The following is a 24,205-nucleotide window of genomic DNA, read 5'->3' as shown; positions in this document are numbered from 1 at the left end:
TACTCCATCTCGGGCAGAAATCCCGCCTCGCGCCACCGAAACTATTGCAGAGACTTTCGAGATCTACGAGCAGCAGCCGCAAGAACTGAAACGGATACCACCGAAAGTTCCGGTGATACTACTGCAACCCGGACCTATTGGTAATTACGTTTCCTGCATCTTGGGTGCCGGTAGGTCCGCCGGGCGGCTCGCAGGCTCCGCTCTCCGCCCGCAGCCGGCCTCCACCCCACGCCCGGTCACGCTATCCCGGCCAGCCGCTCCGCCGCCCAGCCCGACAGCGCCGCCACCCGCGCCTCCTCCCCCGCGCCATAGGCCAGCCGCACCACCAGTGCGCCTTCCGGCCGCAGCGCGCCGAGCCTTTCCGGCCATTCGACGATCACCAGCCCGTCCCGCGCCTCGTCCCAGCCGAGTTCCGCCACCTCGGCCGGGCCGGAGAGGCGATAGAGGTCGTAGTGATGCGCCTCCCACCCACCCGGCAGGTCGTAGCTTTGCACCAGGGTGAAGCTGGGGGAGGGGACCTCCAGCTCCGGGTCGCCCGCCAGCGCCCGCAGCAGGGCGCGGGCGAAGGCGCTCTTCCCCGCCCCCAGCGGGCCTTCCAGCAGCACCGCATCGCCCGGCCCTAGCCGGGGCGCCAGGCGTGCCGCCAGCCGCCCGGTAGCACCGAGGTCCGGCAGAGGAAGGGTGATCGGGCCTGGCATTGGGTTCCGGGGGCAGGGTTCGGGCTTGGTCGCCGCGCGCATGTCCTGTAGGACCCCCGGCTTCTGCGGGAAAGCGCCGAAGGCGGCGGGAATGGGTGGCATGCGGGCTTCAGGGGTGACGGTCGAGACGGATGTCGCGGTGATCGGCGCCGGGCCCGTCGGGCTCTTCGCGGTCTTCCAATGCGGCATGCTGCGGATGCGCTGCGTGGTGGTAGATGCGCTGGACGCAATCGGCGGGCAGTGCGCCGCGCTCTACCCGGAGAAGCCGATTTTCGACATCCCGGCGCATCCCGAGATCGAGGGCGGCGCGCTGATCCACAAGCTGGAAGCCCAGGCCGCCCCCTTCACGCCGTTGTACCTGCTCGGCCGCCGGGTCGAGAGCGCTGCGCGAGCTGGACGGCGAATGGCAACTCGGCACCAGCGCCGGCGACACCATCAAGGCGAAGGCGGTCATCCTGGCCGCTGGGGCCGGCGCCTTCGGCCCGAACCGGCCGCCGCTGGACGGCCTGCCGGGCTACGAGGCTTCGGGCGCCGTGCGCTACTTGGTGGCGCGGCGGGAGGATTTCCGCGGCAAGCGGGTGGTGATCGCCGGCGGAGGTGATTCCGCGGTCGACTGGGCGCTGAGCCTGAAGGAGGTCGCATCCCACGTCACCGTGGTGCATCGCCGGCCGAAATTCCGTGCGGCGCCGGAAAGCACCGCCCGGCTGGACGCCGCCGCGGCCCGGGGAGAGGTGGAGATGGCCATCCCGTACCAACTGCACGGGCTCGAGGGCGACGGCGCCCGGCTGACGGGCGTCGTGCTCTCGACCCTGAAGGGCGAGGTGAAGACCGTCCCGGCCGACCACCTGCTGGCCTTCTATGGTCTCTCGATGGAACTCGGCCCGATCGCCCATTGGGGACTTGGCCTGTCGCACAGCCATGTCACGGTTGCGCCCGCCACCTGCGAGACCAGCCTCCCCGGCATCCATGCGATCGGCGACATCGCCACCTATCCCGGCAAGCTGAAGCTGATCCTGCAGGGCTTCTCGGAAGCCGCGATGGCCGCCCATGCCGTTCACCCGCGGGTCTTCCCGGGAGAGGCGCTGCATTTCGAGTACAGCACCAGCAAGGGCGTCCCGGGCGGCTGATGGAGACAGGTGTTCCGACGCAGCGCGTACCGAACTCACAGACATAGACACGGGGCCCGGGGAGATTCCTGTCTCCCCGGCCTTTCTCCCTCAGGCCTCCATGGCCCCGTGCTTCTTCAGCAGCCCGTCCAGCCGCTCCCGGTCCGCCCGCGGGACTTCCAGGCGCATCGTTACCCGGTCATCGTCGAGGTCAATGGAGGCGCTGCGCCGGTCGATTGGCCCCTCCCGCACCGCAGCTTCGAGCGCCAGCTTCGCCGTTTCGCTATCGGGGAAGCGCATCGAGAGCGTGACGCCGTCGTCGCAGGGGGCCGGCTTGCTGCCGGCAGCGTTCATCATCGCCTCCGGTCGCTCAGCGCGCGAGCCCTGCGAGGTGGTGAAGGCGACCGGGTCGCTGGCGGGGAAGGTCTGCTCGACGCCGGATTCGACATTGGCGTCGGGGGTATTCTCGGGGTGGTCGGCGCCCTGCTTCGGGCTTGTCTGGCTGGCCATGACGGCGGTGTCCCTGTCCTCTTTGGCTCCTCGGAACGCAGGGGCGGGACGGGGGTTCGCCGGGGATGTTGCGGGGCCGGCCGGGCTTGTCGTGGTCGGATGGAAACGACATTCGTCTTGTAGGACTCGTGTCCGAAAGTCTTCGTCCCTGCCCATCCAGCGGCTGCCGCTCGTGTTTCAGTTGCCCGTACTGCCCTTTGATCCAAGGCACGGAGGTGACCGGCGCATTGATCGGCACTTCGGCTCGGCGGTACAATATCAGTGCTGCTAAATCATGACCTGTGCCTCATTGCGGGTGGCGATGCGGGTTGGATCGTCGATCGCCGCATCTCATGCCTGCGGCAAGCGCCGACAGTAGCGTCGCCATCGTCGAACACCCGGTTGCTGAGCTGGCTCTGGCGCAGGAACTGCCGGACGTTCTCAATTGGGTTCAGCTCGGGTGAATGGCATTGCAGCGGTTGCAGGCTGATGTTGTTCGGCACGCCGCGGATGTTGATGCCTCCCTGCGGCCGGCATGGAGCAAACAAGCCGCACCGGCATTGATCGCGAGTCCGACGGCAGCGACCCAGTGCATCGTGTTGCTGACAACCAGTTGCGGATCGAGCAGGCGGAGAACGGCCTCCCGACCGATGCCGCCGACGGCGACGAGCAACAGTACGGCATTGCCGAGCGCCGCCAGGATGGAACCTGCCTTAATAGCCGTAGGTCTGCCAGCGGGTCGGACGCTGCTGCGACCGCCATCCGCCGACCCAGGCCAGCAGCAATCCCAGGGCATCCGAGAGGTTGTGGCCCGCATCGGCCCGCAGGGCGAGCGAGTGCAACGGCAGGCCGAAGACGCTTTCCAGAATGACGCAGCCAAGGTTCAGCGCGACGCGAATGGCGAAGGCTCGCCGGGGAGTGTCGGGATTTCCGTGTGTGGAGCCGTACGATGCTGCTGAAGGAGCCATCGTTTGCCGCGACGCAAGCAGCCTGCGATCCCGGATGAGTTGCTCGACCAGCTGCTGGCCGGCTCGGACGCCTGATCGCCTTGGCCGATGGGAACCTGCTGGACCGGCGTAAGAAGGCCCTGGCCGAGCGAGCGCTGAACGCCGAACTCGACCACCATCTCGAGGGCGGCGAGCCGTACGGCCGGGCCAGTGGCCGAAATGGCAAAGGCGCGAAGTCGATGCTGACCGGCACCGGCCGGCTCGACCTACAGGTTTTGCGCGACCGGCCGGCGACCTTCGATCCGCAGCTGATCGCCAAATACCAGCGTCGCTTCCCCTGCTTCGACGACAAGATCGTGTCGATGTACGCGCGCGGCATGAGCACCCGAAAAATCCAGGGGCATCTTGCGTTCAACCTGCCGCAGCTCGGCGATGATCTCCTCCGGCGTGTGCGCCTTCCTCTACGCTATCCCAGCCTCCTCCCTAGCCGCCGGGCTACTCCAACGGGGGCTGGCCAAGGCGCTCATCGCGGGGCTCGGGACCCGGGCGGCAACGGCGCTGACAGCGATTGCTGCCCTGCTCGGCGGGACCGGCAACTAGCCGTCCCAGGCACGCCGCAGCGCGGACCGGAGGTTCCGGTACTCGCTGTCGATCTGGCCGTCGAACCGGCGGCCATAGAAGCCGCGCGCCGTCTCGTAGAACCCATCCGGGCTGAAGGAGGGCCGCATCCGGCGCAGCACCGCGGCGGCCTCGCGCGCCTCCTCAAGACGGTCCTGCAGCCCGAGCGCGCTGGTCAGCGCGATCCAGCTCAGCGGGTAGCGGCCGTAGAGCTCGATCGAGCGGCGGCAGGCCGCCTCCATCCCATCATAGGCGCCGAGGCGGAAGTGGCACCAGTTCGCGTAGTGGTGCCAGAGGAAGCTGCGCGGGTCGCGCGGGCTGAGCCTCGCCGCGCCCTCGATCAGCGCCAGGCTGCCCATCGGGTCCTCGCCGGCGGAGCGCCGCACATGGGCCAGCGTCGCCAGGCCGTTCGCGTCATTCGGGTCTCGCTCCACCGCCACCTCCAGCATGCGGAGCGCCGCGTCGATGTCGGCCGCGCTGTAGATCGCGGTTTCAGCGCAATGCGCCAGCACGAAGGGATTGTCCGGCTCCGCCGCCAGCGCCGCCTCGGCGCGCGCGCGCCAGCCGCTTCTCGCCCGGCGGATCGGGGAACAGCTGGGACACCGCGCGCCAGGTGTGCACCGCCGAGAGAAGCGCATTGGCCATCGCGTAGTGCGGGTCCGCCTCCAGCGCCCGCCGCAGCGGCTCCATCACCTGATCCAGCGCTTCCCTGTGCCGCCCGCGCAGCAACACCGCGTTCGCGCGCTGCAGCCAGGTCCAGGCATCCATGTCGCGCGGCGGGCGGCGCACCGCGCGCGCGATTTCCTCCATCATCAGCCGCGGCTGGAGCCGGCTGGCGAGCCGGTGCACCACCGCGTCGCGCACCGCCATGACCTCGCCGAGCGGGCCGTCCTCCGAATCCGCCCAGAGGTGCAGCCCCGTGCGGCCCTCGATGAGGCGGAGATCTGCCCGCATCCGCCGGCCGTCCTGCTCGACGCTGCCTTCGACCAGGTAACGCACGCCGAGATCCGAGGCGATGCGGCGGGCGTCGAGCGCCACGCCGCGATAGGCGAGCGCGGACTGCCGGGCGGTGACGAAGAAACCGGGCATGCGCGCCAGGGCATTCGTGACCTCCTCGGTCATGCCATCGGCCAGGGTGCTCCCGGCCAGCAGGTCGTGCGACAGCGCGGCGAAGGGCAGCACCGCGACCGAGGGCCGGTCCTCGACCACCGGCAGGGGCTGCGCGTCCGGTGTGGCCGGCATCGGGGCGCGGTCGGGCGCGCGGCGGATCCAGTCCACCGCCGCCCCGGGCGGGCGCACCGCCGTCGGCGGACATGGCGGCGGCTTGGCGCCGAGCGAGATCGTGACGTCGTCGAGCAGCGCGCAGGTCTCGGCCGAAGGCTCGGCGCCGCGTCCGGTCCGCAGCGCCTCGGCACAGGCCCGGAACTGTGCCAGCGCCTGGCCCATGTCGCCCTGCTCGGCGTGGCGGCGGATCAGGAACCGGTGCGCCTCCTCGCAGGCATCGTCCAAGGACAGGATGCGGCGGGCAAGCTCCGCCGATCCGGCACCGGAGCGTAGCACGCCGAGCATCACGTCCATCGCGGCCGCATGCAACACGGCCCGCTGGCGGGCAAGCCAGGCGGCGAAGGGATCGCGCGGTTCCAGCCGGAATCCCTGGAGCAGCGGGCCGCGATACGCCGCGATCGCTGCACTCGCACCGTCCGGGACCAGGATGGCGCGCCGGAACGCGACCACGTCAATCTCGACCGCTTTCTCCGGCAGCCGCACGCGACCCTGCGGGGCCGCATCGTCGCCGGCCCGCCAGCCGAGGGCGCGGCGGAGCCGCAGCAGCTCCTGGCGCAGGCTCGCGCGGCGTTGGTCCAGACTGCGTCCCGACCAGAGCAGCTCCGCCAGATCGTCACGCGTCCAAGACTCGTCCGAGGCCGAGAGGCAGGCAAGCAGGGCGATGGTCCGGCGCCCCAGCCCGGCGACCGGCGTGCCTTCGGCCAGCCTGGCATCGAAGGTACCGAGCATGCGGATGCGCGTCGGCTTGGAGGCGAGAGTGTTCATGCCGTGGTCGCTGTCCGGGGCACCTTCGCGTCTCCTCCATCACTCCGCCTCGCAGGCGCGTCCGGACGGCACGAAAGTCGAGATCCAGCGGCATGCGAGCATCGGCAGGTGCTTTCCCAGCACGCGGATGCAGAGGTCAGATCGTAGATCGGGAAATCGCGGTTGCTGCGTTCAAAATCGAGCCAGCATCACTCCTGGGCGTTCTGAATACCTTTCGCTGAAATCCGGAATTGATCTTCGCGTCCCTGGAAAGCGTCAAATGTTGCAGCCGCAGTATTGACGTCGTTTTAACGCCATTGAGCGAGCGCCAGCAGGGAAGCTCGCCGGCGGTGGCTGCGGGCGCGCGCCGGGACGCAGCCGCCACCGAGGAGAAGCAGATGCGCATTACGCAGGGCGCCATCCGGTCGTGGCGACGAGGGACTCGCGACGGTCTCGCCGGCAGGAGGACAGCACGACGCCGCGCCGGGATGGCCGCAAGGCTGATCCTGTCCTGGATGCTTGTCGCCGCCCTGCCGCGCTATGGCGCGGCGGCCGCCGCGCCGCTGGACGATGGCGCCGTCATCGCCTTCTGCCGCCTGCTGGCGGCCGCGGGGCAACCGCCGGCATCGTCCCTCTGCATCTGTTCGGTCGAGCAGGTCGAATGCGCGCTGACGAGCGGCGAGTTCCTCGGCCACGTCGCCGCGCTCCGCGCGGCCGGTGCACTGGGCGCAGCCGAGTTCGCCGCGGCCGTGTCCCAGGCGCAGCGGGCGTGCGCGCCTTCGGCGGCCTCTCTCTCAGCCGGGCGTGACGCCGGTGCGCCAGCGCCGGGGCCCTGGGCCGGGGATCCGCCTGCGCATGCGCAGCGGGCGGGCCGGCAATGACCACGGGCGTCAATGCGAGCCGGCTGCTCGCCTTCGCCGGCCGCAACGGGCCGGGGCTGCTGTGCGGCGGCGTGCTGACCGGGCTGGTCGCGCCCCCGCTGGCCGAGCTTGCGCGCCCGATGATGGGGCTGGCGGTCTTCGTCTTCACGCTCGGCGCCTTCCTGAAGGTGGACGGGCCGGCATTCCGCGCCGAGGCGACGGACCGCGCCGGCGTCCTGGCGGCGCTGGCCTGGGCGACCTTCGGCGTGCCGCTGCTCGCCTTCGCCCTGCTGCTGCTTACCCGGCCGCACCAGGACGTGGCGCAGGGACTGCTGCTCACCGCGCTCGCCCCGCCGGTCGGCAGCGCGGCGGTGATTGCCGCCATGCTCGGCCTGAGCGCGCCGCTGGCCCTACTTGCCACGGTCGTGGCAACGCTGGCGTCACCCTTCTACCTGCCGCCACTCGCGGTGGCACTGACGGGTGCAGAGCTGGCGCTCGAGCCCTTCGCGCTGGCCGCGCGGCTGGGGCTGATCGTCGGCGCGGCGGCCGGGGTGGCCTTCTCCTGCGGCGCTTCGCCGGGCGGTGGGTGGCGGACAACCCGAACGCCATGACGGGCATCGCCGTCCTCGGCCTCCTGCTGGTGGCGGTGGGCGCGATGCGCGGCATGCGGGCGCAGATCCTCGAGGCGCCCTGGCAGGCGGCGCTCCTGCTCGCCGTCGCCTTCCTTGCCAATGCCGGGTTCCAGGTGGTCGGGGCGCTGCTGTTCGGCGGCGTGATGGAGCGCTCCCGCGCCCTGACCGTGGGCCTGGTCAGCGGCAACCGCAACATCACCCTGATCTGGTCCGCGGCGGCGCCGTTCCTCGCGGACCGGCCGGGGGTCGAGCTGCTCCTCGCCATGGGCGTGTTCCCCATCTTCATGCTGCCCGCGGCGACGCGCCGGATCCTCGCGGCGCTCATGGCGCGGAGACGGGACACGGCGGGGCTGGAGCGGGAGGCAGGCCCCGCCGGCGCGGCACCGCTGCAGGAGCCCGCGAAGCCATGACGCCGGACGTCGCCGAACCCCACCGCCACACCGGCACAGTGTGCCGGGCAATGGGGTCCTCGGCTGCACGCCGGGCCGCGGCGCCCCTCGGCGGCCGGACCGCGCTGGTGACGGGCTCGACGCGCGGCATCGGCCTCGGCATCGCCGAGGCGCTGCACGATGCCGGCTGCCATGTGGTGCTGAATGGCCGGGGCGCGGACGGTGCGTTGGCGGCGGAGTGCCTAACGCGCCGCGTGGCTGGCGGCGAGCGGCGCGTCGGCTACGCGGCAGCGGACCTGCGGGAGCGGGAGGCCGCCGCGGCGCTGCTCGCCGCCTGCGAGGCGCAGGCGGGCGCGCTGCCCGACATCCTGGTCAACAACGCCGGCATCCAGCACGTCGCCCCCGTACAGGACTTCCCCGAAGACCGCTGGGACGAGGTGGTCGGGCTCAATCTCTCCGCCGCCTTCCGCCTGACGCGGGCCGCGCTCCCGGCATGCGCCGGCGCGGCTGGGGGCGCGTCGTCAACATCGCCTCGGTGCATGGCCTCGTCGCCAGCGAAGGCAAGTGCGCCTATGTCGCGGCGAAGCACGGCCTGCTCGGCCTGACGAAGGTGGTTGCGCTGGAGACGGCCAACGACGGCATCACCTGTAACGCCATTTGCCCGGGCTGGGTCCGCACCGACCTGGTCGAGGCGCAGGTGGGGCGGATCGCCGAGGCGCGGGGCGTCCCGATCGAGGCGGCCGCGGCCGAGCTGCTCCGGGCGAAGCAGCCCATGCGACGCTTCTCGACGCCCGAGGGGATCGGGGCGCTGGTGGTGTTCCTGTGCGGCGAGGCGGCGGAGACCATGACCGGCGCGGCGCTCGCCATGGACGGGGGATGGATCAGCGTCTAGACCGGATTGCCCGTCTGTTTGAACGCGCAATCCGGACGATGCCATGGTTTGTCGGGCAGCTTCACGGGGCCGGGCGTCCACACCCGCCCGCGATATGCTCTCGCTGCCTCGGCTCGAGCATCGTTGGGACCCGGTCGGGCGGGCCGTCTGGCGCAAGTCGCAGGCGTGGCGGTTTGCCGGCATGGCGCCGGGTTGCATCCGTCGAGCAGCTTTCTTCCGCGCTCCGCGGCGGACCGGAGCTTCCACCTCCCGGACAGCGGCGCATCCCGGCTGCCGCCATCCTTGGCGACGCCGGGTGGGGCGGCCGGGTCCGAACCTCGCGCCCTCGTCGTGGCCGAGCCGGCGCGTCTCAGGCCGCTTCACCCCCAGCCGCGATCCGGTCCAGCACGGCCACCATCGCGTCCGGCAGTGCGAGCCCGGGGGCGGCAAGGTTTTCGCGCAAATGGGCGAGGGACGAGGTTCCCGGGATCAGCAGGATGTTGGGCGAGCGGCGCAGCAGCCAGGCGAGCGCGACCTGCATGGGCGTGGCGGCCAGGCGGCCCGCCACCGCCGACAACGCCGCGGATTGCAGGGGCTGAAGCCGCCGAGCGGGAAGAACGGGACGTAGGGGATCCCATCGCGGGCGAGGTCGTCGATCAGGGCATCGTCGGCGCGATGCGCCAGGTTGTAGTGGTTCTGGACGCAGGCGATGTCGCAGAGCCTTCGGCCTTCGGCCACCTGCGCCGGCGTGACGTTGCTGAGGCCGATATGGCGGATCAGCCCCTGCCGCTGCAGCTCGGCGAGCACGGTGAGCGGCGCCTCGATCGATCCCTCGGCCGGCCCGTGCACGTCGAGCATGCTGCGGAAGTTCACGAGATCCAGCACCTCGAGGCCGAGATGGCGCAGGTTGTCGTGCACCGCCCCGGTGAGCGCCTCGCGCGAGACGGCCGGAAGCCAAGCCCCTGGCCGTCCCGCTGGGCACCGACCTTGGTGACGATGGTGAGGTCGGCTGGATAGGGCGCCAGCGCCTCCCGGATGATCCGGTTGGTCTCGTGCGGGCCGTAAAGTCGCTGGTGTCGATATGGTTGACCCCGCCGGCGACCGCGGCGCGCAGCACGGCGAGCGCCGCCGCGCGGTCCCGCGGCGGCCCGAAGACGCCGGGCCCGGCGAGCTGCATGGCGCCGTAGCCGAGCCGCGTCACGCGGCGGCTGCCGAGCCGATGGGTTCCCGCTTGGTCGATGCTGGTCATGCTGGTGCTCCTTGCTGCGTGGCGCTCCTTCGCTACGCCCTGTTGCGTTGCGCGATAACGGGGGACAATCCGGACGCCCTGTGCAGGAATCTCGAACGATGCGGGCCGACCTCGGCGACCTTCAGGCCTTCCTTGCCGTGGCGCGCGCCGGGGGCTTCCGGGAGGGCGCCCGGGCCGTCGGCACCAGCGCCTCGGGCCTGAGCGAGGCGGTGCGCAGGCTGGAGACCCGGCTCGGCATCAGGCTGCTCCATCGAACCACGCGCAGCGTGCGGCCGACCGAGGCGGGCGCGCGGCTGCTGGAGCGGCTCGGCCCGGCGCTCGGCGAGGTGGAGGCCGCGATTGACGTGGTCAACCGCTTCCGCGACCGGCCGGCGGGCACGCTCCGGCTCAATGTCCCGGTCAGCGCGGCGCGGCTGGTGCTGCCGCGGATCGTGCCGCCCTTCCTCGCGGCCTATCCCGACATACGGCTTGAGGTCATCGCCGAGGACGGCTTCGTCGACGTGCTGGCCGCCGGCTGCGACGCTGGCATCCGCTACGACGAGCGTCTGGAGGCGGACATGATCGCGGTGCCGATCGGGCCCCGCATCCAGCGCTTCGCGACCGCAGCCGCCCCGGCCTATCTGCGTTGCCACGGCCGGCCGCAGCATCCGCGCGACCTGCTTGGCCATGCCTGCGCTTCAGGGCCGCTTCGCCAGCGGCGCCATGATCGCCTGGGAATTCGAGCGGGACGGCGAGGTGGTCAGGATCAATCCCACGGGGCCGCTGCTCGTCAGCGCCGGCGCGGCGACCGATCTTGCCGTGGAGGCCGCGGTCGCCGGCACCGGGATCATCGCCCTATTCGAGGACTGGCTGCGCCCGCAGCTCGACAGCGGGGCGCTCGAGCCTGTCCTCGAGCCCTGGTGGCCGTCCTTCCCCGGGCCCTTCCTCTACTATCCCGGGCGGCGGCTGTTGCCGGCCCCGCTCCGGGCCTTCGTCGATTTCGTCAAGGCCTCGGCCCGGTCCGGCCGGGGCTGACCATGCCGCCGTCCCAGCCCATCCGGGACCCCGTCACCTGGCCGCGGGAGCCGGCCAGCCATGCGAGTTCTCGGAGCCCGGACGGTTGTTCAGCCACCAGGACCAATCCTGCGGCAGCAGCGAGAACGGGTCGTCATGCGCCAATTCCCGCGCGGCCCAGATCGGCCAATGGGGATTGGCCAGGGCCGGGCGGCCAAGGAACACCAGATCGATCAGCGCCTCGCGGATCACCCGGTCGGCGATCGCCGGAGTCCCCAGGTTCCAGCTGACCGCGACCGGAATGCCGCATTCGCGCCGGACGCGGTTGCCCCGCTCCACCATGAAGGCGGCCTGGGAGAAGGGCGGCTCGCGCAGGTCGTCGGTGTTCATGCCGAGGCTCAGATCGGCCAGGTCCAGCCCCGTGCCGCTTCAGCTCGCCGACCGCCCAGACGGCGTCGTCGAGCATGCACCCCGTCCGGATGGAAGTCGTCCGAGCCGAGCCGCATGGTCAGCGGCAGCCGCTCCGGCCAGACGGCGCGCACGGCGTCCAGCGCCTCGCGGTGGAAGCGCAGGCGGTTCTCCAGGCTACCGCCATAGGCATCGGTCCGCTGGTTGGCGAGCGGAGAGAAGAAGCTCGCGCCCAGGTAGCCATGGGCGAAATGCATCTCCAGCCACTCGAAGCCGGCCGCCAGGGCCGGCGCGCGGCGTCGGCATAGGCCTGATGCAGGGCGTGGATCTCGGGGATGCTCAGCGCCTGTACCGGGTAGGGGTAGCGGCCGCCATAAGGGATGGCGGAGGGCCCGCGGACCTGCCAGCCATCCGGGTGATCCGGGGCGATCTGCCGCTTGCCCTCCCAGGGCTTCTGCTCGCTGCCCTTGCGCCCGGTATGGCCGAGCTGGATGGCGGGAACGGCCCCCATTTCCTTCACCAGGGCGCAGATGCGCGCCAGGCCCTCGACCTGATCGTCGTCCCAGATGCCGGCGCAGCAGGTGCCGGTGCGGCCGTCGGGGGTGATGGCGATCTGCTCGGGGAAGACCAGGCCGAACGCCGCCGGCGGCGCGCGAGCCCATCAGCATGAGGTGGTAGTCGCCCACCTTGCCATCGACTGATCGGTACATGGTCATCGGAGACATGGCGATGCGGTTGCGGAGGGTGACACCTTTGAGGGTGTAGGGACTGAACAGGTCGGGCATGGGGCCTTGCTGACGAGGGGCCAAGGATCCCGGGATATTGGCGGATCGGGCCGCCGCTGGCGAGCCGGTGGCTCGTCCGCACCGAACGCGGAAGGCGATCATGCGTCTTCGAGAGAATGACGCCGGAAGTACCGACAGAAGGTTGGAAGCGGACATGTTCGCGACGTCCACTTCGACGGACGAAGCGGCCAGTGGTCGATGAAACACTGGAGTTCAGCGCGACGCAGCAGGATCCCGGCGACGGTGTGCCCGGGGCGACCGCTGCCTTCCCCTACGACCGCATGACCGTGGAGCGCTTTCGTGCGGCATTCCCGCGCGCGCGTTGGCGCGACGACCTGGGTGCCTGGTTCGTGCCGGGCACGCGAGCGGAACGACGCCTGACGCTATGGATGAGTCATGCATGGACGGGCGTGCTGGCCCATGCCGACCAACGCGGCCGCGACGCCTTCGCCTTCGAGCCGATCACAAGCCCCTATTTGGAGGTCGCCGAGGATCTCGTGGTGCGGACACCCTATTCCCGCGCCGCCATCGCCGAGTTGCGGGCGGTTCCCTGGGCCCGATGGGACGCCGCATCGAAGGCGTGGCGCGTGCCGTTCCGGTCCATTGAGGACCTGCGCCGGCGCTGGCCCGCCATCGAGGATGCCGCCCGCCAGGCCGAGCCCGAGGAGCGGCGGAAGCGCGCGGCAAGCCGCAGGTCCTCCCCGGGGCAGGAGGACAGGCGTGCCGAGGCCGCCGAACGGCGCCGGCATCGGTATCCCGTGCCGGTGGATGCGCAGCCGCCGATCGACCGTGTCCTGATGACCCATGCGGGACCCGTGGTGTTCGAGGTCGTCACCGGCGAGGTCGTCGAGCCCGGGATTGCCGATCGTTTCTACCCCGGCGTCACCGCTGGCCCCGCCGCGTTGATCTGGGCGGCCTGGCGCAGACCGACCCATGCCGAGCTGGTCCAGGCCTGGCCAGCCCGGACACCGTCCAGCCCGGCCGACCTGGCACGTGGCTGGTGGCGGCCGACGATCGACGTGCTCCGGGAGGAACGGCGCAAGGCGGCGTCCCTGGAGCGTGCGCTGGCAACGCGTCGGGCGAAGGCGCGGTGAACGACAGCCGCCTGGGACGCACCGGCTGACGCGGTGGGTCTGGGATTGCCCCGTCGCGGCGGACATCAACGAAGCCCGCTCGTGAGGTGTTCCCCGATGCCCGGAACCTACCCTGCCGAGACGCCGGAGTTCCGGCATCCGATGGTCGGGTTGGTGCGGACCCGTGCTCAGTCGAGCCCATGATCCGTCCACGAGGATGGGCCAAACCCGACCAAATCGACGCCATGCATTCGCCTGGACCGGGATGGCTGCCGGCCGCAGGCTTCTTGCCGCGGATTGAGCGGCACGGCGGGGCTTCGCCGGCTGAATTCCTCAGGCGGCGATCCCCTTGGCCGCCATCCCTTCCAGCGGCCAGCGCGGCCGTGGCGCATGGCCGACCGCGTCGGCCAGGCCGAGCCGCAGCCGCTCGATCCCCGCCCAGGCGACCATGACGGCATTGTCGGTGCAGAGCCGGACGGGCGGCGCCACCAGTGGCAGGCCGCGCTGCGCCGCGGCGCCTGCCAGCGCTGCGCGGACACCCTGGTTGGCTGCGACGCCCCCAGCCACCACCAGCGCGGTTGCCGCCGGCAGCATGTCGAGCGCATGGCGCGCCCGGTCGGCCAGCACCACGGCGACCGAGGCCTGGAAGGCGGCGGCGATGTCGGCCCGGTCCTGCTCGGTGCCCGCGCTCCGAGAGACCGCATGCGCCACCGCGGTCTTGAGGCCGGACCAGGAGAAGTCGCAGCCCGCCCGCCCCAGCAGCGGCCGCGGCAGCGGGATGCGCGTCGCATCGCCCTGCCGGGCCAGCCGTTCCAGCGCCGGCCCGCCCGGCCAGGGCAGGCCGAGCAGCTTGGCCGACTTGTCGAAGGCCTCGCCCACCGCGTCGTCGAGCGTGGTGCCGAGCCGGCGATACCGCCCGACGCCCTCCACCGCGACGCATTGGCAATGCCCGCCGGACAGCAGCAGCAGCAGATAGGGGAAGCGCACCGGCGCATCCATCTCCCCCGGCCCAATTCCCGGCAGGGTGGCGGTCAGGGCATGTGCTTCCAGGTGGTTCACCGCGACGAAGGGCAGCCCATGCGCCAGCGCGATCCCCTTGCCCAGCGTGCTGCCGACGATCAGCCCGCCGATCAGCCCCGGCCCGGCGGTGGCGGCGACGCCGGCGAGCTGCGGATAGTCGAGCCCCGCCTCCGCCATCACCTGGGCGACCAGCCGCGGCAGGTGGTCCAGATGCGCCCGCGCGGCGATCTCCGGCACCACGCCGCCATAGGGGGAATGCTCTTTCAGCTGGCTCAGCACGACCTCGGCCAAGATGGTCCCGTCGGCGCGCAGCACCGCCGCGGCGGTTTCGTCGCAGCTCGATTCCAGCCCCAGCACCGCGGCCCCGCTGTCCATCACGCCTTCCTCATTCCCGGCCGGGGTTCTATGACGGCTGCATGCCCTCCGGCCAAACCAAAGCTGACATCCCACGCCATGGCGGGTTGCTGCCGCTCCGCGTCGGTACCCGCGGCTCGCCGCTCGCGCTGTGGCAGACCAGGCATTTCCTGTCGATCGTCAGCGTGCTCTGTCCCGTGCTGCGGGCCGCGCAGGCCTTCGAGGAGCACGTGATCGCCACCTCCGGCGACCGGATCCTCGACCGCCGCCTGGCGGATATCGGCGGCAAGGGCCTCTTTGCCAAGGAGATCCACGAGGCGCTGCTGGACGGCCGCGTCGATTTCGCCGTCCATAGCCTGAAGGACCTCGAGACCGAGCTGCCGCCCGGCATCGTCCTCGCCTGCACGCTGAAGCGGGAGGATGCGCGGGACGCCATCATCCTCGGGCAGGGCTGCGGCGCGCCGGATGCGGCCGACCCCTATGGCTGCCTGCCGGCCGGCGCCGTGATCGGCACCGCCTCCGTCCGCCGGCAGAGCCAGATCCTGGCCGCTCGGCCCGACCTCCGCTGCGCCATGATCCGCGGCAACGTGCAGACCCGGCTCGGGCGCGTGCGGGGGCGAGATTTGCCGCCAGCCTGCTGGCCCTGGCCGGGCTGAAGCGGCTCGGGCTCGAGGCCGAGGCGGCGGTGGTGATCGACCCCGAGGCCATGGTCCCGGCCGCCGGCCAGGGCATCGTCGGCATCACCGTCCGCAGATCGGACGAGGCGCTGCGCGAGCTGCTCTCGGCCATCGAGGACCGCACGGCCGCTGCCGTCAGCCGGGCGGAGCGCGCCTTCCTCGGGGCGCTGGACGGGTCCTGCCGCACGCCGATCGGCGGCCACGCGCGGCTGCTGCCGGATGGCCAGCTGCACCTGACCGGCCTGGTGGCGCGGCCGGATGGCAGCTTCCTGCTGAAGCGGTCGCTGACCGGCCCGGCCGCCGATGCGCAGCGGCTCGGCGCCGAGCTGGGCGCGAGCCTCAGGGCCGACAGCCCCGCCGACCTCTTCGCCTGACCCCGTGCCCGCCGGCGTCCTGATCACCCGGCCGGAGCCCGGCGCGGCGGAGACCGCGCGGCGGGTGGCGGCGCTCGGCTGGCGGCCGATCCTCGCGCCGGCGCTGGTGCTGGCGCCGCGACCCTTCGCCTGGCCGGCCGCCCAGGCCCTGCTGCTGACCAGCCGCGCCGCCGCCCGCGCCCTGCCGCCCTCCGACATGCCGGTCCTCGCGGTGGGGGAGGCGACGGCGGCCGAGGCGCGGGCGCGCGGCTTCGCCTGGGTCGAGGCCGCCGCCGGCGATGCCGCGGCGCTGGCCGAGCACGCCGCCCGGACGCTCGACCCCGCCGCCGGCCCGCTGCTGCTGGCGGTGGGGGAGGGCTATGGCGCCGAGCTCGCGGCCGACCTGCGGGCGCGGGGCTTCCGGGTGCTGCGCCGCGTCGCCTATGCCGCCGCCCCGGCGCCCGCCCTGCCGGCCGAGGCCCTGGCGGCGCTGCAACGAGATGGTGAGGTCGTTGCCGTGCTGTTCTTCTCGCCGCGCTCGGCGCGCTGTGCCATGTCCCTTCTGAGGGCTGCCGGCCTCGCCGAAACCGCGGCGAGGATGGTGGCGTTGGCGATCAGCCCCAGGGTCGCCGAGGCGGCGACCCGGGCGCTCGCACCCCTGGCTTGGCACGCGGTGCGAATCGCCGATCGGCCCGACCAGGACGCGTTGTTGGCAATGCTAGGTCCCAGGTAGGCTGCACCGATGAGCGAATCTCCCGAGACCCCGGCCCCCCAGGCTTCGCCGGCCGCGTCAGCGCCGGCCGCCCGCAGTTCCCGCTAAACCCGCCCGCGCCGAAGCGGCTGGACCCGGCCGCGATCATGATCGGCGTCGGCGGCGTCGTGCTGCTGCTGGCGGTCTGGTGGCTGCTGACCACGCCGCGCTCGACCAACGACGCCAGCATCGACCCGGCCCGTGTGGCGCAGCTGGAACAGCGGCTCGGCGCGCTGGAAGGCGTGCGGGGCGAGCTCGGCACGCTGGGCGGCCGGCTGCAGGCCCTGTCGCCGCTGGAAGGCCGGGTCCAGGCGCTGGAGACCAAGCCGGCCCCGGCGATGCCCGACCTGCGGCCGCTGGAGGGCCAGGTCGCCTCGCTGGCGGAACGCGCCGCGGTCGCCGAGCGCGGCGCCGCCCAGGCCAACGACCGCGCCGCGGCGAATGAGCGCCGGCTGCAGGGGATCGAGCAGAAGCCCGCCTTCGACCCCGCCGCCGTCGCCCCGCGCGCCGCCTTCGACGCGCTCGGCAATCGGGTCGAGGCGCAGGCCGCCCGGCTGCAGCAGATCGACACCGATCTCGGCCGCCGGCTGCAGGAGGTCGCCCAGGCAGACCAGCAGCGCGAGCAGGCGGCGCAGCAGGCCATGACGCAGAAGCTGGCCGAGCTCGGCCGCGCCGACGAGGAGCGCGAGAAGGCGGCGCAGCAGGCCGCGGCGCAGAAGCTGGCGGCGCTGGAGAAGAGCCTCGGCGAGCGCATCGCCGCGCTGGAGGCGGCGCAGAAGCAGATGAAGGACCTTGAGAGCCGCACCGCGCGGCTCGCCGCGATCGACCGGCTGCGCGGCGCGCTGACCGCCGGCCAGCCGCTCGGCGAGGGGCTGGCGCGGGTCGACCAGCCGCCGCAGGCGCTCGCCCGCTTCGCCCAGGCGGCGCCACCGACCGAGGCGTCGCTGCGGCTGTCCTTCGAGGATGCGGCCAAGGCCGCGCGCGCGGCGTCGGATGCCGCCATGCAGCCGGACGGCAGCAAGGCGGGGGTGATGGACAGCGCGCTGTCGCGGCTCGGCGGGCTGGTGACCGTCCGGCGCGGAGAGCAGGTGGTCTGGGGCGATGCCGCCGAGGCCGAGATCGAGCGTGCCCGCCGCGCGCTGGAGGCGGGGACCTCGAGATGAGCCTGACGCATATCGAAAAGCTGCCGCCGCCGGCCCGGGCCGCGATGCAGTCCTGGGCCGACCAGGCCCGGTCGCTGATCGCGGCGCGCGCCGCGCTGCGCCAGCTGGCGGCGGGCTGAGCCGATGCGGACCGCCATCACGATCCTGCTCGTCCTGGTGCTGGGCGTCGCCGGGGCAATGTACCTGGCGCAGCTCGGCGGCACGGTGGAGATCAAGGTCGGCGACGCCTGGATCGGCACCAGCTTCCCGATCGCGCTGCTGCTGCTGGCCGCCTTCTTCCTGGTGCTTCACGGCATCCTGGCGGCGATCGCCGGGATCTGCCGCTGGCCGCAGCGGATGCGGGCCAAGCGCGCCGCCAAGCGCCGGGCCGAGGGCGACGCCGCCGTCACCCGCACGCTGATCGCGCTTGCCGCCGGCACCGCCGAGGCGGCTCGGCTCGAGGTACGGAAGGCGCGCAACTATCTCGGCGACACGCCGCAGACCCTGCTGCTGACCGCGGAGGCCGAGCGCCTCTCTGGGCGCGAGGAGGCGGCCTCCGACGCCTTCCGGCTGCTGGCGCAGCGGGACGATGCCCGGTTCCTCGGCCTGCGCGGTCTGTTGCGGCAGGCTATGCAGCGCGGCGATTGGGACGCCGCGCAGGCCCTGGCGAAGGAGGCCGAGGCGGTGCAGCCCGGCGCCGCCTGGCTACGCGAGGAGCGGGCGCAGCTGGCGCTGCACACCCGCGACTGGCGCGAGGCGCTGGCGCTGCAGGCGCCCGACCTGCCGAAACCGGTCCTCTCGCTCGCCGCCGCGGCGCAGGAACCTGACCCGGCCAAGGCGGCCGAACTGGAGCGGCAGGCCTTCCAGGCCGACAAGGCCTTCCCCCGGCGGCGATCGCCCATGCCAATCGGCTGCGCGCGGCCGGGTCGTCCCGCCGGGCGCGCGGCGTGCTCGAGGAGGCCTGGGCGGCGGCACCGCATCCGGACCTCGCTGTGCCCTACCTGGCGGACGAGCCGGACGACCTGTCCCGCGTCAAGGCGGCCGAGGGGCTGGTGCGGCGCAACCCGAACGCCGCCGAAAGCCGGCTGCTGCTGGCCCGAACGGCACTGGCGGCCGGGCTGACCGGCCGGGCGCGGACGGCGCTGGATGCGCTGGTGGCCTCGGGCGAGGCCGACCGCCGCGCCTACCTGCTGCTGGCGGAGCTGGAGGAGGCCGAGCACGGCGAGAGCGCCGAGGCTCGCGCGGCGCAATCGAAGTGGCTGCGCCAGGCGGCGGCGGCGCGGCCGGAGCCGCGCTGGCACTGCGCCCATTGCGGCACCGACCATGCCGCCTGGGCGCCGGTCTGCAGCGCTTGCGACACGGTGGGGCAGATCGGCTGGACCGTGGCGGCCAAGGCCTCGGTGCCCGCGGCGACGGCGGCGTAGCGCAACGGCATCACTGGCATGCGGGGCGACGAAAGGGGCGTTGCCCTTTCGTCGCCCCGCGTGTATCTCCCCGCAACCCCAGCCCGATGGGCCCGCGATGCCGACTTAGCTCAGGGGTAGAGCAACTGATCTGTAATCAGTAGGTCCGGGGTTCAATCTCCCGAGTCGGCACCATTCTTTTCAATGCCTTAACCGATAGTATCAATGGTGCGGTGAGCGTTGCGCTGTTTGACGGCCCCCTCGTGGATCCGGCGATGGCTAACTCGGATGACTTGATTGCTCTTCGACCTGAGCATCGAGGAACCTGTCAGCGGCTGATTTGGTCCGCCGCACTTTCTTGCTCTGCCGGGTAGTGGCGCTCACGGCCCTAGCTTCTCGCGCCGGCATCGATGCAGATGAGTGACGTGTAGACATTGGCCTGCCGCCTGTTTCAGCATGAACGCTACTTGTCGGTCCTCGTATTGGTGCCGCTTCGTCGCCAGACCTCCCTGCAAAGGTCGGACCTAGCCGGACTTGTCCCTCAGATCGGCCCAGAATCCCGGAAGGGGACCATTTTTAGTCCGGCACTGGCACCGCGCCATGTCGAACAGGGTGCCACAGGGCTGCTCCACGAGCAGACAGTCAGTTGGGGCAGGATAGAAGGGAAAGCTTTGCTGCCCACCGGCGCGGTCGGTCGCTATCTGGTTTGGTCGGGAGCAAAGAGAAACTAATCGGAAGCCCGCATAGCCTGGAGCGGAGGTCCGTTGCGGAGTTGCTGGCTTGACGCCGCAATTTTGCGCGGAAGCCTTCTGCATGGAACGGACGCAAGTTGAAACCGACGTCGTTGTCATCGGTGGGGGACCAGCCGGGTCCACCGCTGCCACGCTGCTCGCCCGCAAGGGGCGCAGCGTCGTCATGCTTGAAAAGGATGCGCATCCGCGGTTCCACATCGGCGAAAGCCTCCTACCGCGAAACCTCGATATTCTTGAGCAACTCGGCATTCTAGACGAGGTGCGCGTGATCGGCGTGCACAAGCCCGGCGCCGAATTCGTCTCCGACCGCACCGGCCGGAGCCAGGCCTTTCCCTTCGCCCGCGCGCTCAACCGCGACCGGACCTTCGCCTGGCAGGTGAAGCGGTCCGAGTTCGACGAGATCCTGTTCCGCAACGCGGCGCGCTGCGGGGTGCGGGCCTTCGAGAGTGCCCGGGCGACCGAGGTCGCCTTCGGCGCGCCCGGCACGGCGACGACCGTGACGGCCCGGACCGCGGAGGGGGTGCTGGAGATCCGCGCCCGCTACCTGCTCGATGCCTCCGGCCGGGACACCTTCATGGCGGCGAAGGCGGACGCCAAGCTCGCCAACAAGTACAACAACACCGCCGCGGTCTATGGCCACTTCAAGCGGGTGCGCCGCCTCGGCGAAAACAAGAATGGGTATATCAGCATCCACTTGACCGAGGATGGCTGGTTCTGGCTGATCCCGCTGCAGAACGAGACCGTCAGCGTCGGTTTCGTCGGCAACCAGTCGGCCTGGAAGCAGCGCGAAGGCTCGGCCGCCGACCTGTTCATGGCCCGCATCGCCCGGAGCCCGACGGTCGCCGAGCGGATGCGGGATGCCGAACTGGTCTCGGAGATCACCGCGACCGCGAATTACAGCTACCGTGCGAGCCGCGGCTATGGCGAGGGCTACCTGATGATCGGTGACGCCTTCGGCTTCGTCGACCCGATGTTCTCGACCGGCGTGCTGATGGCGATGACCGCCGGGACCCTCGGCGCCGAGACGGCCGATGCCTGGCTCGACGACCCGAAGCGCGGGCAGGTCCTGGCCCGGCGCACCACGCGCGAGCTTGGCCGGGCGATGGACCGGATCGGCTGGCTGATTTACCGGATCAACGATCCAGTCCTGCGCTCGATGTTCTTCTCGCCGAGCAACATGTTCCTCATGCGCGACGGCATCGTCAACCTGCTGGCCGGCAATCTTCGGCTGAACCTGCGGTCCATGGTGCCGGTCCTGGCCTTCAAGGCGGCCTACCGGCTGCTGTCCACCCTGCACCGCCACGGCGCCGGGCCCGCGATGCCGGAAGCGGTGCCGGGCGCCGGGGCCGCCGCCATGCCGGGTGGCGGCGTCTATTCGAAGGTGGCGGACTAGCCGAGGTGACGTCGCCCGCGGCGCCCCTGGAGGAGGACGGCATCGTGCCGGATGCGCGGCGCCTCGTTGCCTGGTCGCCCGCGCCAGCCGTCAGGGCGTCGATCTGGCTGCATGCGGCCGCCCTCGGCATCGTCGTCACCGAGCCGGCGGGATGGCCGGGCGCCGCCGGGCTGGTCGCCGCGAACCATGCCGTCCTTGCATGCGGCATGCGGCCGCGCAGCGCCATGCTCGGCTGCAACCTTACGCGGGTGGCGCGGCCCGCACCCGGTGCCAGTGATCTGGTCGTGCTCACCTTCGACGATGGGCCGGATCCCGCGGTCACGCCGCGCGTGCTCGACCTGCTCGACCGCCACGGCGCCAAGGCGAGCTTCTTCGTGATCGGTCAGCGGGCGGCGCGGCAGCCGCATCTCCTGCGCGAGATCGTCGCGCGCGGGCACAGCGTGGAGAACCATACCCATCGCCATCCCCTGAGCTTCGCCGCATGGCCGCCGGGCGCCATGCTGCGCGAGATCCGCCGGGCGCAGGAGGCGATCGCTGAGGCCTGTGGCCACGCCCCACAGTATTTCCGCGCGCCGGCCGGGCTGCGCAGCCCGCTGCTCGATCCGGTTCTGGCCATCGCCGGGCTGCGCCTGATCTCCTGGACCCGGCGCGGCTACGACGCGGTATCCTCGTGCCCGGACCGCGTATATCGACGGATGACGCGCAACCTCGGCGCAGGCGACATCCTGCTGTTGCACGACCGCGCCACGGTCGGGCCTTGCATGGCGCTGCAGGTGCTGCCCCGGCTGCTGGCGCGGCTCGCGGCGGACGGCCTCAGCGCGGCGTCGCTGCGGATGGTGTTGGGCGAGTCGCCGCGCGGCGCCACAGCAGGACAGGCAATCGCCCCAGCATGCCCACCACCAGCCGCGCATGCATCCAGGTGAGCCGCACGTTGTCGCGGAGATAGTGGAAGTGGGACACGCCGCCATCCTCCGGCGGCAGGTAGCGCACCGGCGCGGCCAGGTTGACGGCGCGGACGCCCCGCCAGGACAGCCGGACCGCTGCCTCCGGGTCGAAGTCGAAGCGGCGCATCCAGCGGTTCCGCTGCATGATCCCCGAGCAGCGGCGCGATGGGATAGACGCGGAAGCCGAAGAGCGAATCGCCGATGCCCGCGCCCAGCGTCTCGAGCCGCGCCCACCAGTTGGAGATGCGCCGTCCCTGCACGCGCAGCCGCGGCGCCTCCGGTCCAAAGACCGGCAGGCCGAGGATCATGGCCTCCGGCGCGGCCTGCGAGGCCGCCATCATCGTGCCGATCGCCGCTGCTGGATGCTGGCCGTCCGCGTCCATCACCAGCGCATGGCTGAAGCCGCGGCGCGCTGCCTCCGTCAGCCCGTGCAGCACTGCCGCGCCCTTGCCCCCATTCGCCGGCAGCACAAAGACCTCGAGCCCCGGATCGGCCTCCGCTGCCGCCTGCAGCGCCGCCGCCGTGCCGTCGGTGCTGCCGTCCACCACCACCCAGACCGGGCTCCAGGCTGCGCGCGCCTCGCGCACCACCCGCAGCACCAGGGGGCCCGTGTTGTAGCTGGGGATCAGGACGAGATGGGTAGCGCCCGGCATCAGCGCCGCGTGGCTGCGGGCAACTCCGCCCGGAAATAACTCTCAAGCCGATCGACAAATCCGTCCGCGTCACCGGCCGGATCGAAGCGCTTGCCGAGCCTGACGCGGAAGACCAGGGGCAGGGCGGGCGCCGCAGCAGCGGCCAGCCTTTCGCAAGATAGGGGCTGTCGGCCTCGATCAGCACGGTCTGGACCGGCGCGCGCGTGGCCCGGGCGATCACCGCGAAGCTGCGGTGGAAGGCGTCGACCGGCGGCGTCCGGGTGCGCGAGCCCTCGGGGAAGATCAAGAGGTGGCGACCGCCCTGCACCGCCAGCCCGGCCCGTCGGATCATCGGCAGCGGCGCGTCGTTGCGGATATAGGCAGCCAGCCGGATGCCGCCGCCAAGGAACCAGTTGTCCCAGAGCGCCGCCTTCGTGATGCAGACGACGCGCGGCAGGCGCGAGATCAGCAGCACGGCGTCCATCATGGTCGGGTGGTTCGGCGCGATGACCAGCCCGTCCTGCGCGCGCAGCTGGTCGAGCGCGGACAGGTCGGCCCGCAGCACGCCGGTGGCGCGCATGACGAAGAGCGCCCAACGGAACCCCGCCATGATCCCGAACTGCCCGAGCGGCGCGCCCCAGCGCCGTGGCAGGAGAGGATAGAGCAGGCCGGCAGGCAGGCTCCAGAGGAGGCAGCTCAGGCCGAACACCAGGACGCAGAAATAAAAGCGACGCTATAGTAGATTTCCAGAAGCCAATTCTGGCCGGCCCAGCTCGACGGCCGCTTGATGTGCACTCCTGGTCCGCATTCTTGCCTCGTCTTCACCAGCAGAGTAAGGGGGCGCGGCAGAGCGGTGAAGCGGCAATATGTCCACGCAAATCTGGTGACAACCCGGCGTGGCCAGACCGACGCCGGCGGATGGATCGATGGACATGGCTGACTACGACCCGCTGCTCGCGCCGCATCCGCCGCTCGGAGCCTATTACCACGATGGCGCCGCGCGCGACGGCTTCGTCCGGCGGCTGTTCGACGAGACCGCGGGATCCTACGACCGCATCAACGCTGCCTTCTCGCTCGGCTCCGGTGCTTGGTATCGGCGCAGCGCGCTGCGCCGGGCCGGGCTGCGGCCGGGCCATGCGCTGCTGGACGTGGCGATCGGCACGGGCCTTGTGGCGCGGGAGGCCGTGCGCATCCTCGGCAGTCCCCGCGGCATCGTCGGCATCGACCTCAGCGAGGGCATGCTGCGCCAAGCCGGGGCGAGCCTGCCGATTCCGCTGCTCTGCGGACGCGCCGAGGCGCTGCCGCTGGCGGATGCCAGCTTCGATTTCCTCAGCATGGGCTATGCGCTGCGCCATGTGGCGGCGCTGCCAGTCGCCTTCGCCGAATACCGCCGGGTGCTGCGGCCGGGCGGCCGCCTGCTGCTGCTGGAGATCGCCCGGCCGGAGGGCAGGGCGGCCTAGTGCCGCCGCCCGGATTTACCTTGGCCAAATGGTTCCGGGCATCATCGCCCGGCTGGGCGGCGGGGAGCGGCGCGGCTGCTGATGCGCTATTACTGGGACACGATCGACCGTTGCGTGCCGCCCAAGGTCATCCTGGAGAGCCTGGCCGCGGCCGGGTTTACGGCGGTCGGCTGCGACG

Annotated in this window: 23 protein-coding genes, 1 tRNA gene and 8 pseudogenes; 19 read left to right on the top strand and 13 right to left on the bottom strand. The window is 71.7% G+C overall.

Going from position 1 to position 24,205, the window contains the following annotated elements; translation table 11 throughout:
* Positions 1 to 236: 236 nt before the first annotated feature.
* Entirely contained in the window at positions 237 to 698 is a 462-nt protein-coding gene (gene tsaE, locus ACQ86J_RS11110; protein WP_431271152.1) for a tRNA (adenosine(37)-N6)-threonylcarbamoyltransferase complex ATPase subunit type 1 TsaE, read from the bottom strand.
* Between the two features lie 100 nt (positions 699 to 798).
* Here tsaE and ACQ86J_RS11105 point away from each other — a divergent pair.
* Positions 799 to 1,825 (top strand): annotated as a pseudogene (locus tag ACQ86J_RS11105) (NAD(P)/FAD-dependent oxidoreductase).
* Positions 1,826 to 1,915: 90 nt separating this feature from the next.
* Here the strand turns inward: ACQ86J_RS11105 and ACQ86J_RS11100 are convergent.
* The 3 genes from ACQ86J_RS11100 to ACQ86J_RS11090 form a co-directional block, all read right to left on the bottom strand.
* Positions 1,916 to 2,314 carry a hypothetical protein gene (locus tag ACQ86J_RS11100; RefSeq protein ID WP_431271151.1) on the bottom strand — a complete coding sequence of 133 codons (399 nt, stop codon included), beginning with the start codon at positions 2,312 to 2,314 and terminating at the stop codon, positions 1,916 to 1,918.
* Positions 2,315 to 2,744: 430 nt separating this feature from the next.
* Positions 2,745 to 2,966 carry a hypothetical protein gene (locus ACQ86J_RS11095; protein ID WP_431272820.1) on the bottom strand — a complete coding sequence of 74 codons (222 nt, stop codon included), beginning with the start codon at positions 2,964 to 2,966 and terminating at the stop codon, positions 2,745 to 2,747.
* Positions 2,967 to 3,006: 40 nt separating this feature from the next.
* Positions 3,007 to 3,135: a cation transporter gene (locus tag ACQ86J_RS11090; RefSeq protein WP_431272370.1), complete on the bottom strand. Its 129-nt coding sequence runs from the start codon at positions 3,133 to 3,135 to the stop codon at positions 3,007 to 3,009.
* 129 nt (positions 3,136 to 3,264) lie between these two features.
* Here ACQ86J_RS11090 and ACQ86J_RS11085 point away from each other — a divergent pair.
* Positions 3,265 to 3,647, top strand: a pseudogene (locus tag ACQ86J_RS11085) (transposase); the annotation flags it as partial.
* A gap of 189 nt (positions 3,648 to 3,836) precedes the next feature.
* Here the strand turns inward: ACQ86J_RS11085 and ACQ86J_RS11080 are convergent.
* Both ACQ86J_RS11080 and ACQ86J_RS11075 read right to left on the bottom strand, forming a co-directional pair.
* Positions 3,837 to 4,370 carry a tetratricopeptide repeat protein gene (locus ACQ86J_RS11080; RefSeq protein WP_431271150.1) on the bottom strand — a complete coding sequence of 178 codons (534 nt, stop codon included), beginning with the start codon at positions 4,368 to 4,370 and terminating at the stop codon, positions 3,837 to 3,839.
* A complete protein-coding gene (locus tag ACQ86J_RS11075; protein WP_431271149.1) occupies positions 4,351 to 5,907 on the bottom strand; it encodes a BTAD domain-containing putative transcriptional regulator in 1,557 nt (518 codons plus the stop codon). The genes ACQ86J_RS11080 and ACQ86J_RS11075 overlap by 20 nt, the downstream gene beginning before the upstream one ends.
* A gap of 230 nt (positions 5,908 to 6,137) precedes the next feature.
* Here ACQ86J_RS11075 and ACQ86J_RS11070 point away from each other — a divergent pair, with 230 nt between their 5' ends.
* From ACQ86J_RS11070 to ACQ86J_RS11055, 4 genes and pseudogenes are all read left to right on the top strand, one after another.
* Positions 6,138 to 6,767: a hypothetical protein gene (locus ACQ86J_RS11070; protein ID WP_431271148.1), complete on the top strand. Its 630-nt coding sequence runs from the start codon at positions 6,138 to 6,140 to the stop codon at positions 6,765 to 6,767.
* Positions 6,764 to 7,357, top strand: coding sequence for a hypothetical protein (locus ACQ86J_RS11065; RefSeq protein ID WP_431271147.1), 594 nt, complete (start codon positions 6,764 to 6,766; stop codon positions 7,355 to 7,357). Before ACQ86J_RS11070 ends, ACQ86J_RS11065 begins: the two co-directional genes overlap by 4 nt.
* Positions 7,354 to 7,788, top strand: a complete 435-nt coding sequence (locus ACQ86J_RS11060; RefSeq protein WP_431271146.1) for a hypothetical protein — start codon at positions 7,354 to 7,356, stop codon at positions 7,786 to 7,788. The genes ACQ86J_RS11065 and ACQ86J_RS11060 overlap by 4 nt, the downstream gene beginning before the upstream one ends.
* Positions 7,785 to 8,659 (top strand): annotated as a pseudogene (locus tag ACQ86J_RS11055) (3-hydroxybutyrate dehydrogenase). The gene ACQ86J_RS11060 and the pseudogene ACQ86J_RS11055 overlap by 4 nt, the downstream one beginning before the upstream one ends.
* 349 nt (positions 8,660 to 9,008) lie before the next feature.
* Here the strand turns inward: ACQ86J_RS11055 and ACQ86J_RS11050 are convergent.
* Together ACQ86J_RS11050 and ACQ86J_RS11045 are read right to left on the bottom strand one after the other, a co-directional pair.
* Entirely contained in the window at positions 9,009 to 9,179 is a 171-nt protein-coding gene (locus ACQ86J_RS11050) for an aldo/keto reductase (RefSeq protein ID WP_431271145.1), read from the bottom strand.
* Complete coding sequence (locus ACQ86J_RS11045; RefSeq protein ID WP_431271144.1) at positions 9,128 to 9,556, bottom strand: aldo/keto reductase; 429 nt, start codon at positions 9,554 to 9,556, stop codon at positions 9,128 to 9,130. Before ACQ86J_RS11045 ends, ACQ86J_RS11050 begins: the two co-directional genes overlap by 52 nt.
* 429 nt (positions 9,557 to 9,985) lie before the next feature.
* Between ACQ86J_RS11045 and ACQ86J_RS11040 the strand changes: the two are divergent.
* Both ACQ86J_RS11040 and ACQ86J_RS11035 read left to right on the top strand, forming a co-directional pair.
* Positions 9,986 to 10,537, top strand: a pseudogene (locus tag ACQ86J_RS11040) (LysR family transcriptional regulator); the annotation flags it as partial.
* 16 nt (positions 10,538 to 10,553) lie between these two features.
* Positions 10,554 to 10,901, top strand: coding sequence for a LysR substrate-binding domain-containing protein (locus ACQ86J_RS11035; RefSeq protein WP_431272819.1), 348 nt, complete (start codon positions 10,554 to 10,556; stop codon positions 10,899 to 10,901).
* A gap of 33 nt (positions 10,902 to 10,934) precedes the next feature.
* Here ACQ86J_RS11035 and ACQ86J_RS11030 read toward each other — a convergent pair whose 3' ends face one another.
* Both ACQ86J_RS11030 and ACQ86J_RS11025 read right to left on the bottom strand, forming a co-directional pair.
* On the bottom strand, positions 10,935 to 11,270 hold the full coding sequence (locus ACQ86J_RS11030; RefSeq protein ID WP_431272818.1) for a hypothetical protein: 336 nt from the start codon (positions 11,268 to 11,270) through the stop codon (positions 10,935 to 10,937).
* A gap of 8 nt (positions 11,271 to 11,278) precedes the next feature.
* Positions 11,279 to 11,895: pseudogene (locus tag ACQ86J_RS11025) on the bottom strand (hypothetical protein).
* 369 nt (positions 11,896 to 12,264) lie between these two features.
* Between ACQ86J_RS11025 and ACQ86J_RS11020 the strand changes: the two are divergent.
* Positions 12,265 to 13,167 carry a hypothetical protein gene (locus tag ACQ86J_RS11020; RefSeq protein WP_431271143.1) on the top strand — a complete coding sequence of 301 codons (903 nt, stop codon included), beginning with the start codon at positions 12,265 to 12,267 and terminating at the stop codon, positions 13,165 to 13,167.
* A 312-nt stretch (positions 13,168 to 13,479) separates the two neighbouring features.
* On the opposite strand, the gene tsaD is transcribed toward ACQ86J_RS11020, so the two are convergent.
* Complete coding sequence (gene tsaD, locus ACQ86J_RS11015) at positions 13,480 to 14,541, bottom strand: tRNA (adenosine(37)-N6)-threonylcarbamoyltransferase complex transferase subunit TsaD (protein ID WP_431272369.1); 1,062 nt, start codon at positions 14,539 to 14,541, stop codon at positions 13,480 to 13,482.
* A gap of 41 nt (positions 14,542 to 14,582) precedes the next feature.
* Here tsaD and hemC point away from each other — a divergent pair.
* The 9 genes and pseudogenes from hemC to ACQ86J_RS10970 all read left to right on the top strand — a co-directional run bounded on the left by hemC (position 14,583) and on the right by ACQ86J_RS10970 (position 21,914).
* Positions 14,583 to 15,571, top strand: a pseudogene (gene hemC, locus ACQ86J_RS11010) (hydroxymethylbilane synthase).
* Between the two features lie 4 nt (positions 15,572 to 15,575).
* A complete protein-coding gene (locus ACQ86J_RS11005) occupies positions 15,576 to 16,283 on the top strand; it encodes a uroporphyrinogen-III synthase (protein WP_431271142.1) in 708 nt (235 codons plus the stop codon).
* A gap of 125 nt (positions 16,284 to 16,408) precedes the next feature.
* Positions 16,409 to 17,464: a hypothetical protein gene (locus ACQ86J_RS11000; RefSeq protein ID WP_431271141.1), complete on the top strand. Its 1,056-nt coding sequence runs from the start codon at positions 16,409 to 16,411 to the stop codon at positions 17,462 to 17,464.
* The gene (locus tag ACQ86J_RS10995; protein ID WP_431271140.1) at positions 17,461 to 17,583 is read left to right on the top strand and encodes a hypothetical protein; all 123 of its coding nucleotides are present in this window, start codon (positions 17,461 to 17,463) and stop codon (positions 17,581 to 17,583) included. Before ACQ86J_RS11000 ends, ACQ86J_RS10995 begins: the two co-directional genes overlap by 4 nt.
* Positions 17,584 to 17,587: 4 nt before the next feature.
* Complete coding sequence (locus ACQ86J_RS10990) at positions 17,588 to 18,565, top strand: heme biosynthesis HemY N-terminal domain-containing protein (RefSeq protein ID WP_431271139.1); 978 nt, start codon at positions 17,588 to 17,590, stop codon at positions 18,563 to 18,565.
* On the top strand, positions 18,496 to 18,867 hold the full coding sequence (locus ACQ86J_RS10985; protein WP_431271138.1) for a hypothetical protein: 372 nt from the start codon (positions 18,496 to 18,498) through the stop codon (positions 18,865 to 18,867). Before ACQ86J_RS10990 ends, ACQ86J_RS10985 begins: the two co-directional genes overlap by 70 nt.
* A gap of 99 nt (positions 18,868 to 18,966) precedes the next feature.
* Positions 18,967 to 19,041: transfer RNA gene (locus ACQ86J_RS10980), tRNA-Thr, on the top strand.
* Positions 19,042 to 19,659: 618 nt separating this feature from the next.
* Complete coding sequence (locus ACQ86J_RS10975) at positions 19,660 to 20,991, top strand: NAD(P)/FAD-dependent oxidoreductase (protein ID WP_431271137.1); 1,332 nt, start codon at positions 19,660 to 19,662, stop codon at positions 20,989 to 20,991.
* Positions 20,992 to 20,996: 5 nt separating this feature from the next.
* Positions 20,997 to 21,914 (top strand): polysaccharide deacetylase family protein, encoded by a 918-nt coding sequence (locus tag ACQ86J_RS10970; RefSeq protein ID WP_431271136.1) that lies wholly within the window; start codon positions 20,997 to 20,999, stop codon positions 21,912 to 21,914.
* A gap of 305 nt (positions 21,915 to 22,219) precedes the next feature.
* Here the strand turns inward: ACQ86J_RS10970 and ACQ86J_RS10965 are convergent.
* Both ACQ86J_RS10965 and ACQ86J_RS10960 read right to left on the bottom strand, forming a co-directional pair.
* A pseudogene (locus ACQ86J_RS10965) lies at positions 22,220 to 22,588 on the bottom strand (glycosyltransferase family 2 protein); the annotation flags it as partial.
* 235 nt (positions 22,589 to 22,823) lie between these two features.
* Positions 22,824 to 23,051 (bottom strand): annotated as a pseudogene (locus tag ACQ86J_RS10960) (lysophospholipid acyltransferase family protein); the annotation flags it as partial.
* 442 nt (positions 23,052 to 23,493) lie between these two features.
* Between ACQ86J_RS10960 and ACQ86J_RS10955 the strand changes: the two are divergent.
* Positions 23,494 to 24,027, top strand: a complete 534-nt coding sequence (locus ACQ86J_RS10955) for a class I SAM-dependent methyltransferase (protein ID WP_431271135.1) — start codon at positions 23,494 to 23,496, stop codon at positions 24,025 to 24,027.
* The last annotated feature ends 178 nt before the right edge of the window (positions 24,028 to 24,205 follow it).

The sequence above is a fragment of the Dankookia sp. P2 genome, from assembly GCF_050632255.1.
Lineage (GTDB): Bacteria > Pseudomonadota > Alphaproteobacteria > Acetobacterales > Acetobacteraceae > Paracraurococcus.
Note: the sequence above shows the minus strand (reverse complement) of the source record. Positions and strands in the feature narration are given on the sequence as shown.

What these genes read in the sequence shown, in the direction of transcription:
- tsaE (WP_431271152.1), bottom strand. Translation starts at nt 698, where the DNA reads ATGCCAGGCCCGATCACCCTTCCTCTGCCGGACCTCGGTGCTACCGGG.
- ACQ86J_RS11100 (WP_431271151.1), bottom strand. Translation starts at nt 2,314, where the DNA reads ATGGCCAGCCAGACAAGCCCGAAGCAGGGCGCCGACCACCCCGAGAAT.
- ACQ86J_RS11075 (WP_431271149.1), bottom strand. Translation starts at nt 5,907, where the DNA reads ATGAACACTCTCGCCTCCAAGCCGACGCGCATCCGCATGCTCGGTACC.
- ACQ86J_RS11065 (WP_431271147.1), top strand. Translation starts at nt 6,764, where the DNA reads ATGACCACGGGCGTCAATGCGAGCCGGCTGCTCGCCTTCGCCGGCCGC.
- ACQ86J_RS11060 (WP_431271146.1), top strand. Translation starts at nt 7,354, where the DNA reads ATGACGGGCATCGCCGTCCTCGGCCTCCTGCTGGTGGCGGTGGGCGCG.
- ACQ86J_RS11050 (WP_431271145.1), bottom strand. Translation starts at nt 9,179, where the DNA reads ATGCAGGTCGCGCTCGCCTGGCTGCTGCGCCGCTCGCCCAACATCCTG.
- ACQ86J_RS11035 (WP_431272819.1), top strand. Translation starts at nt 10,554, where the DNA reads ATGCCTGCGCTTCAGGGCCGCTTCGCCAGCGGCGCCATGATCGCCTGG.
- ACQ86J_RS11030 (WP_431272818.1), bottom strand. Translation starts at nt 11,270, where the DNA reads ATGAACACCGACGACCTGCGCGAGCCGCCCTTCTCCCAGGCCGCCTTC.
- tsaD (WP_431272369.1), bottom strand. Translation starts at nt 14,541, where the DNA reads ATGGACAGCGGGGCCGCGGTGCTGGGGCTGGAATCGAGCTGCGACGAA.
- ACQ86J_RS11000 (WP_431271141.1), top strand. Translation starts at nt 16,409, where the DNA reads ATGATCGGCGTCGGCGGCGTCGTGCTGCTGCTGGCGGTCTGGTGGCTG.
- ACQ86J_RS10995 (WP_431271140.1), top strand. Translation starts at nt 17,461, where the DNA reads ATGAGCCTGACGCATATCGAAAAGCTGCCGCCGCCGGCCCGGGCCGCG.
- ACQ86J_RS10990 (WP_431271139.1), top strand. Translation starts at nt 17,588, where the DNA reads ATGCGGACCGCCATCACGATCCTGCTCGTCCTGGTGCTGGGCGTCGCC.
- ACQ86J_RS10975 (WP_431271137.1), top strand. Translation starts at nt 19,660, where the DNA reads ATGGAACGGACGCAAGTTGAAACCGACGTCGTTGTCATCGGTGGGGGA.
- ACQ86J_RS10955 (WP_431271135.1), top strand. Translation starts at nt 23,494, where the DNA reads ATGGACATGGCTGACTACGACCCGCTGCTCGCGCCGCATCCGCCGCTC.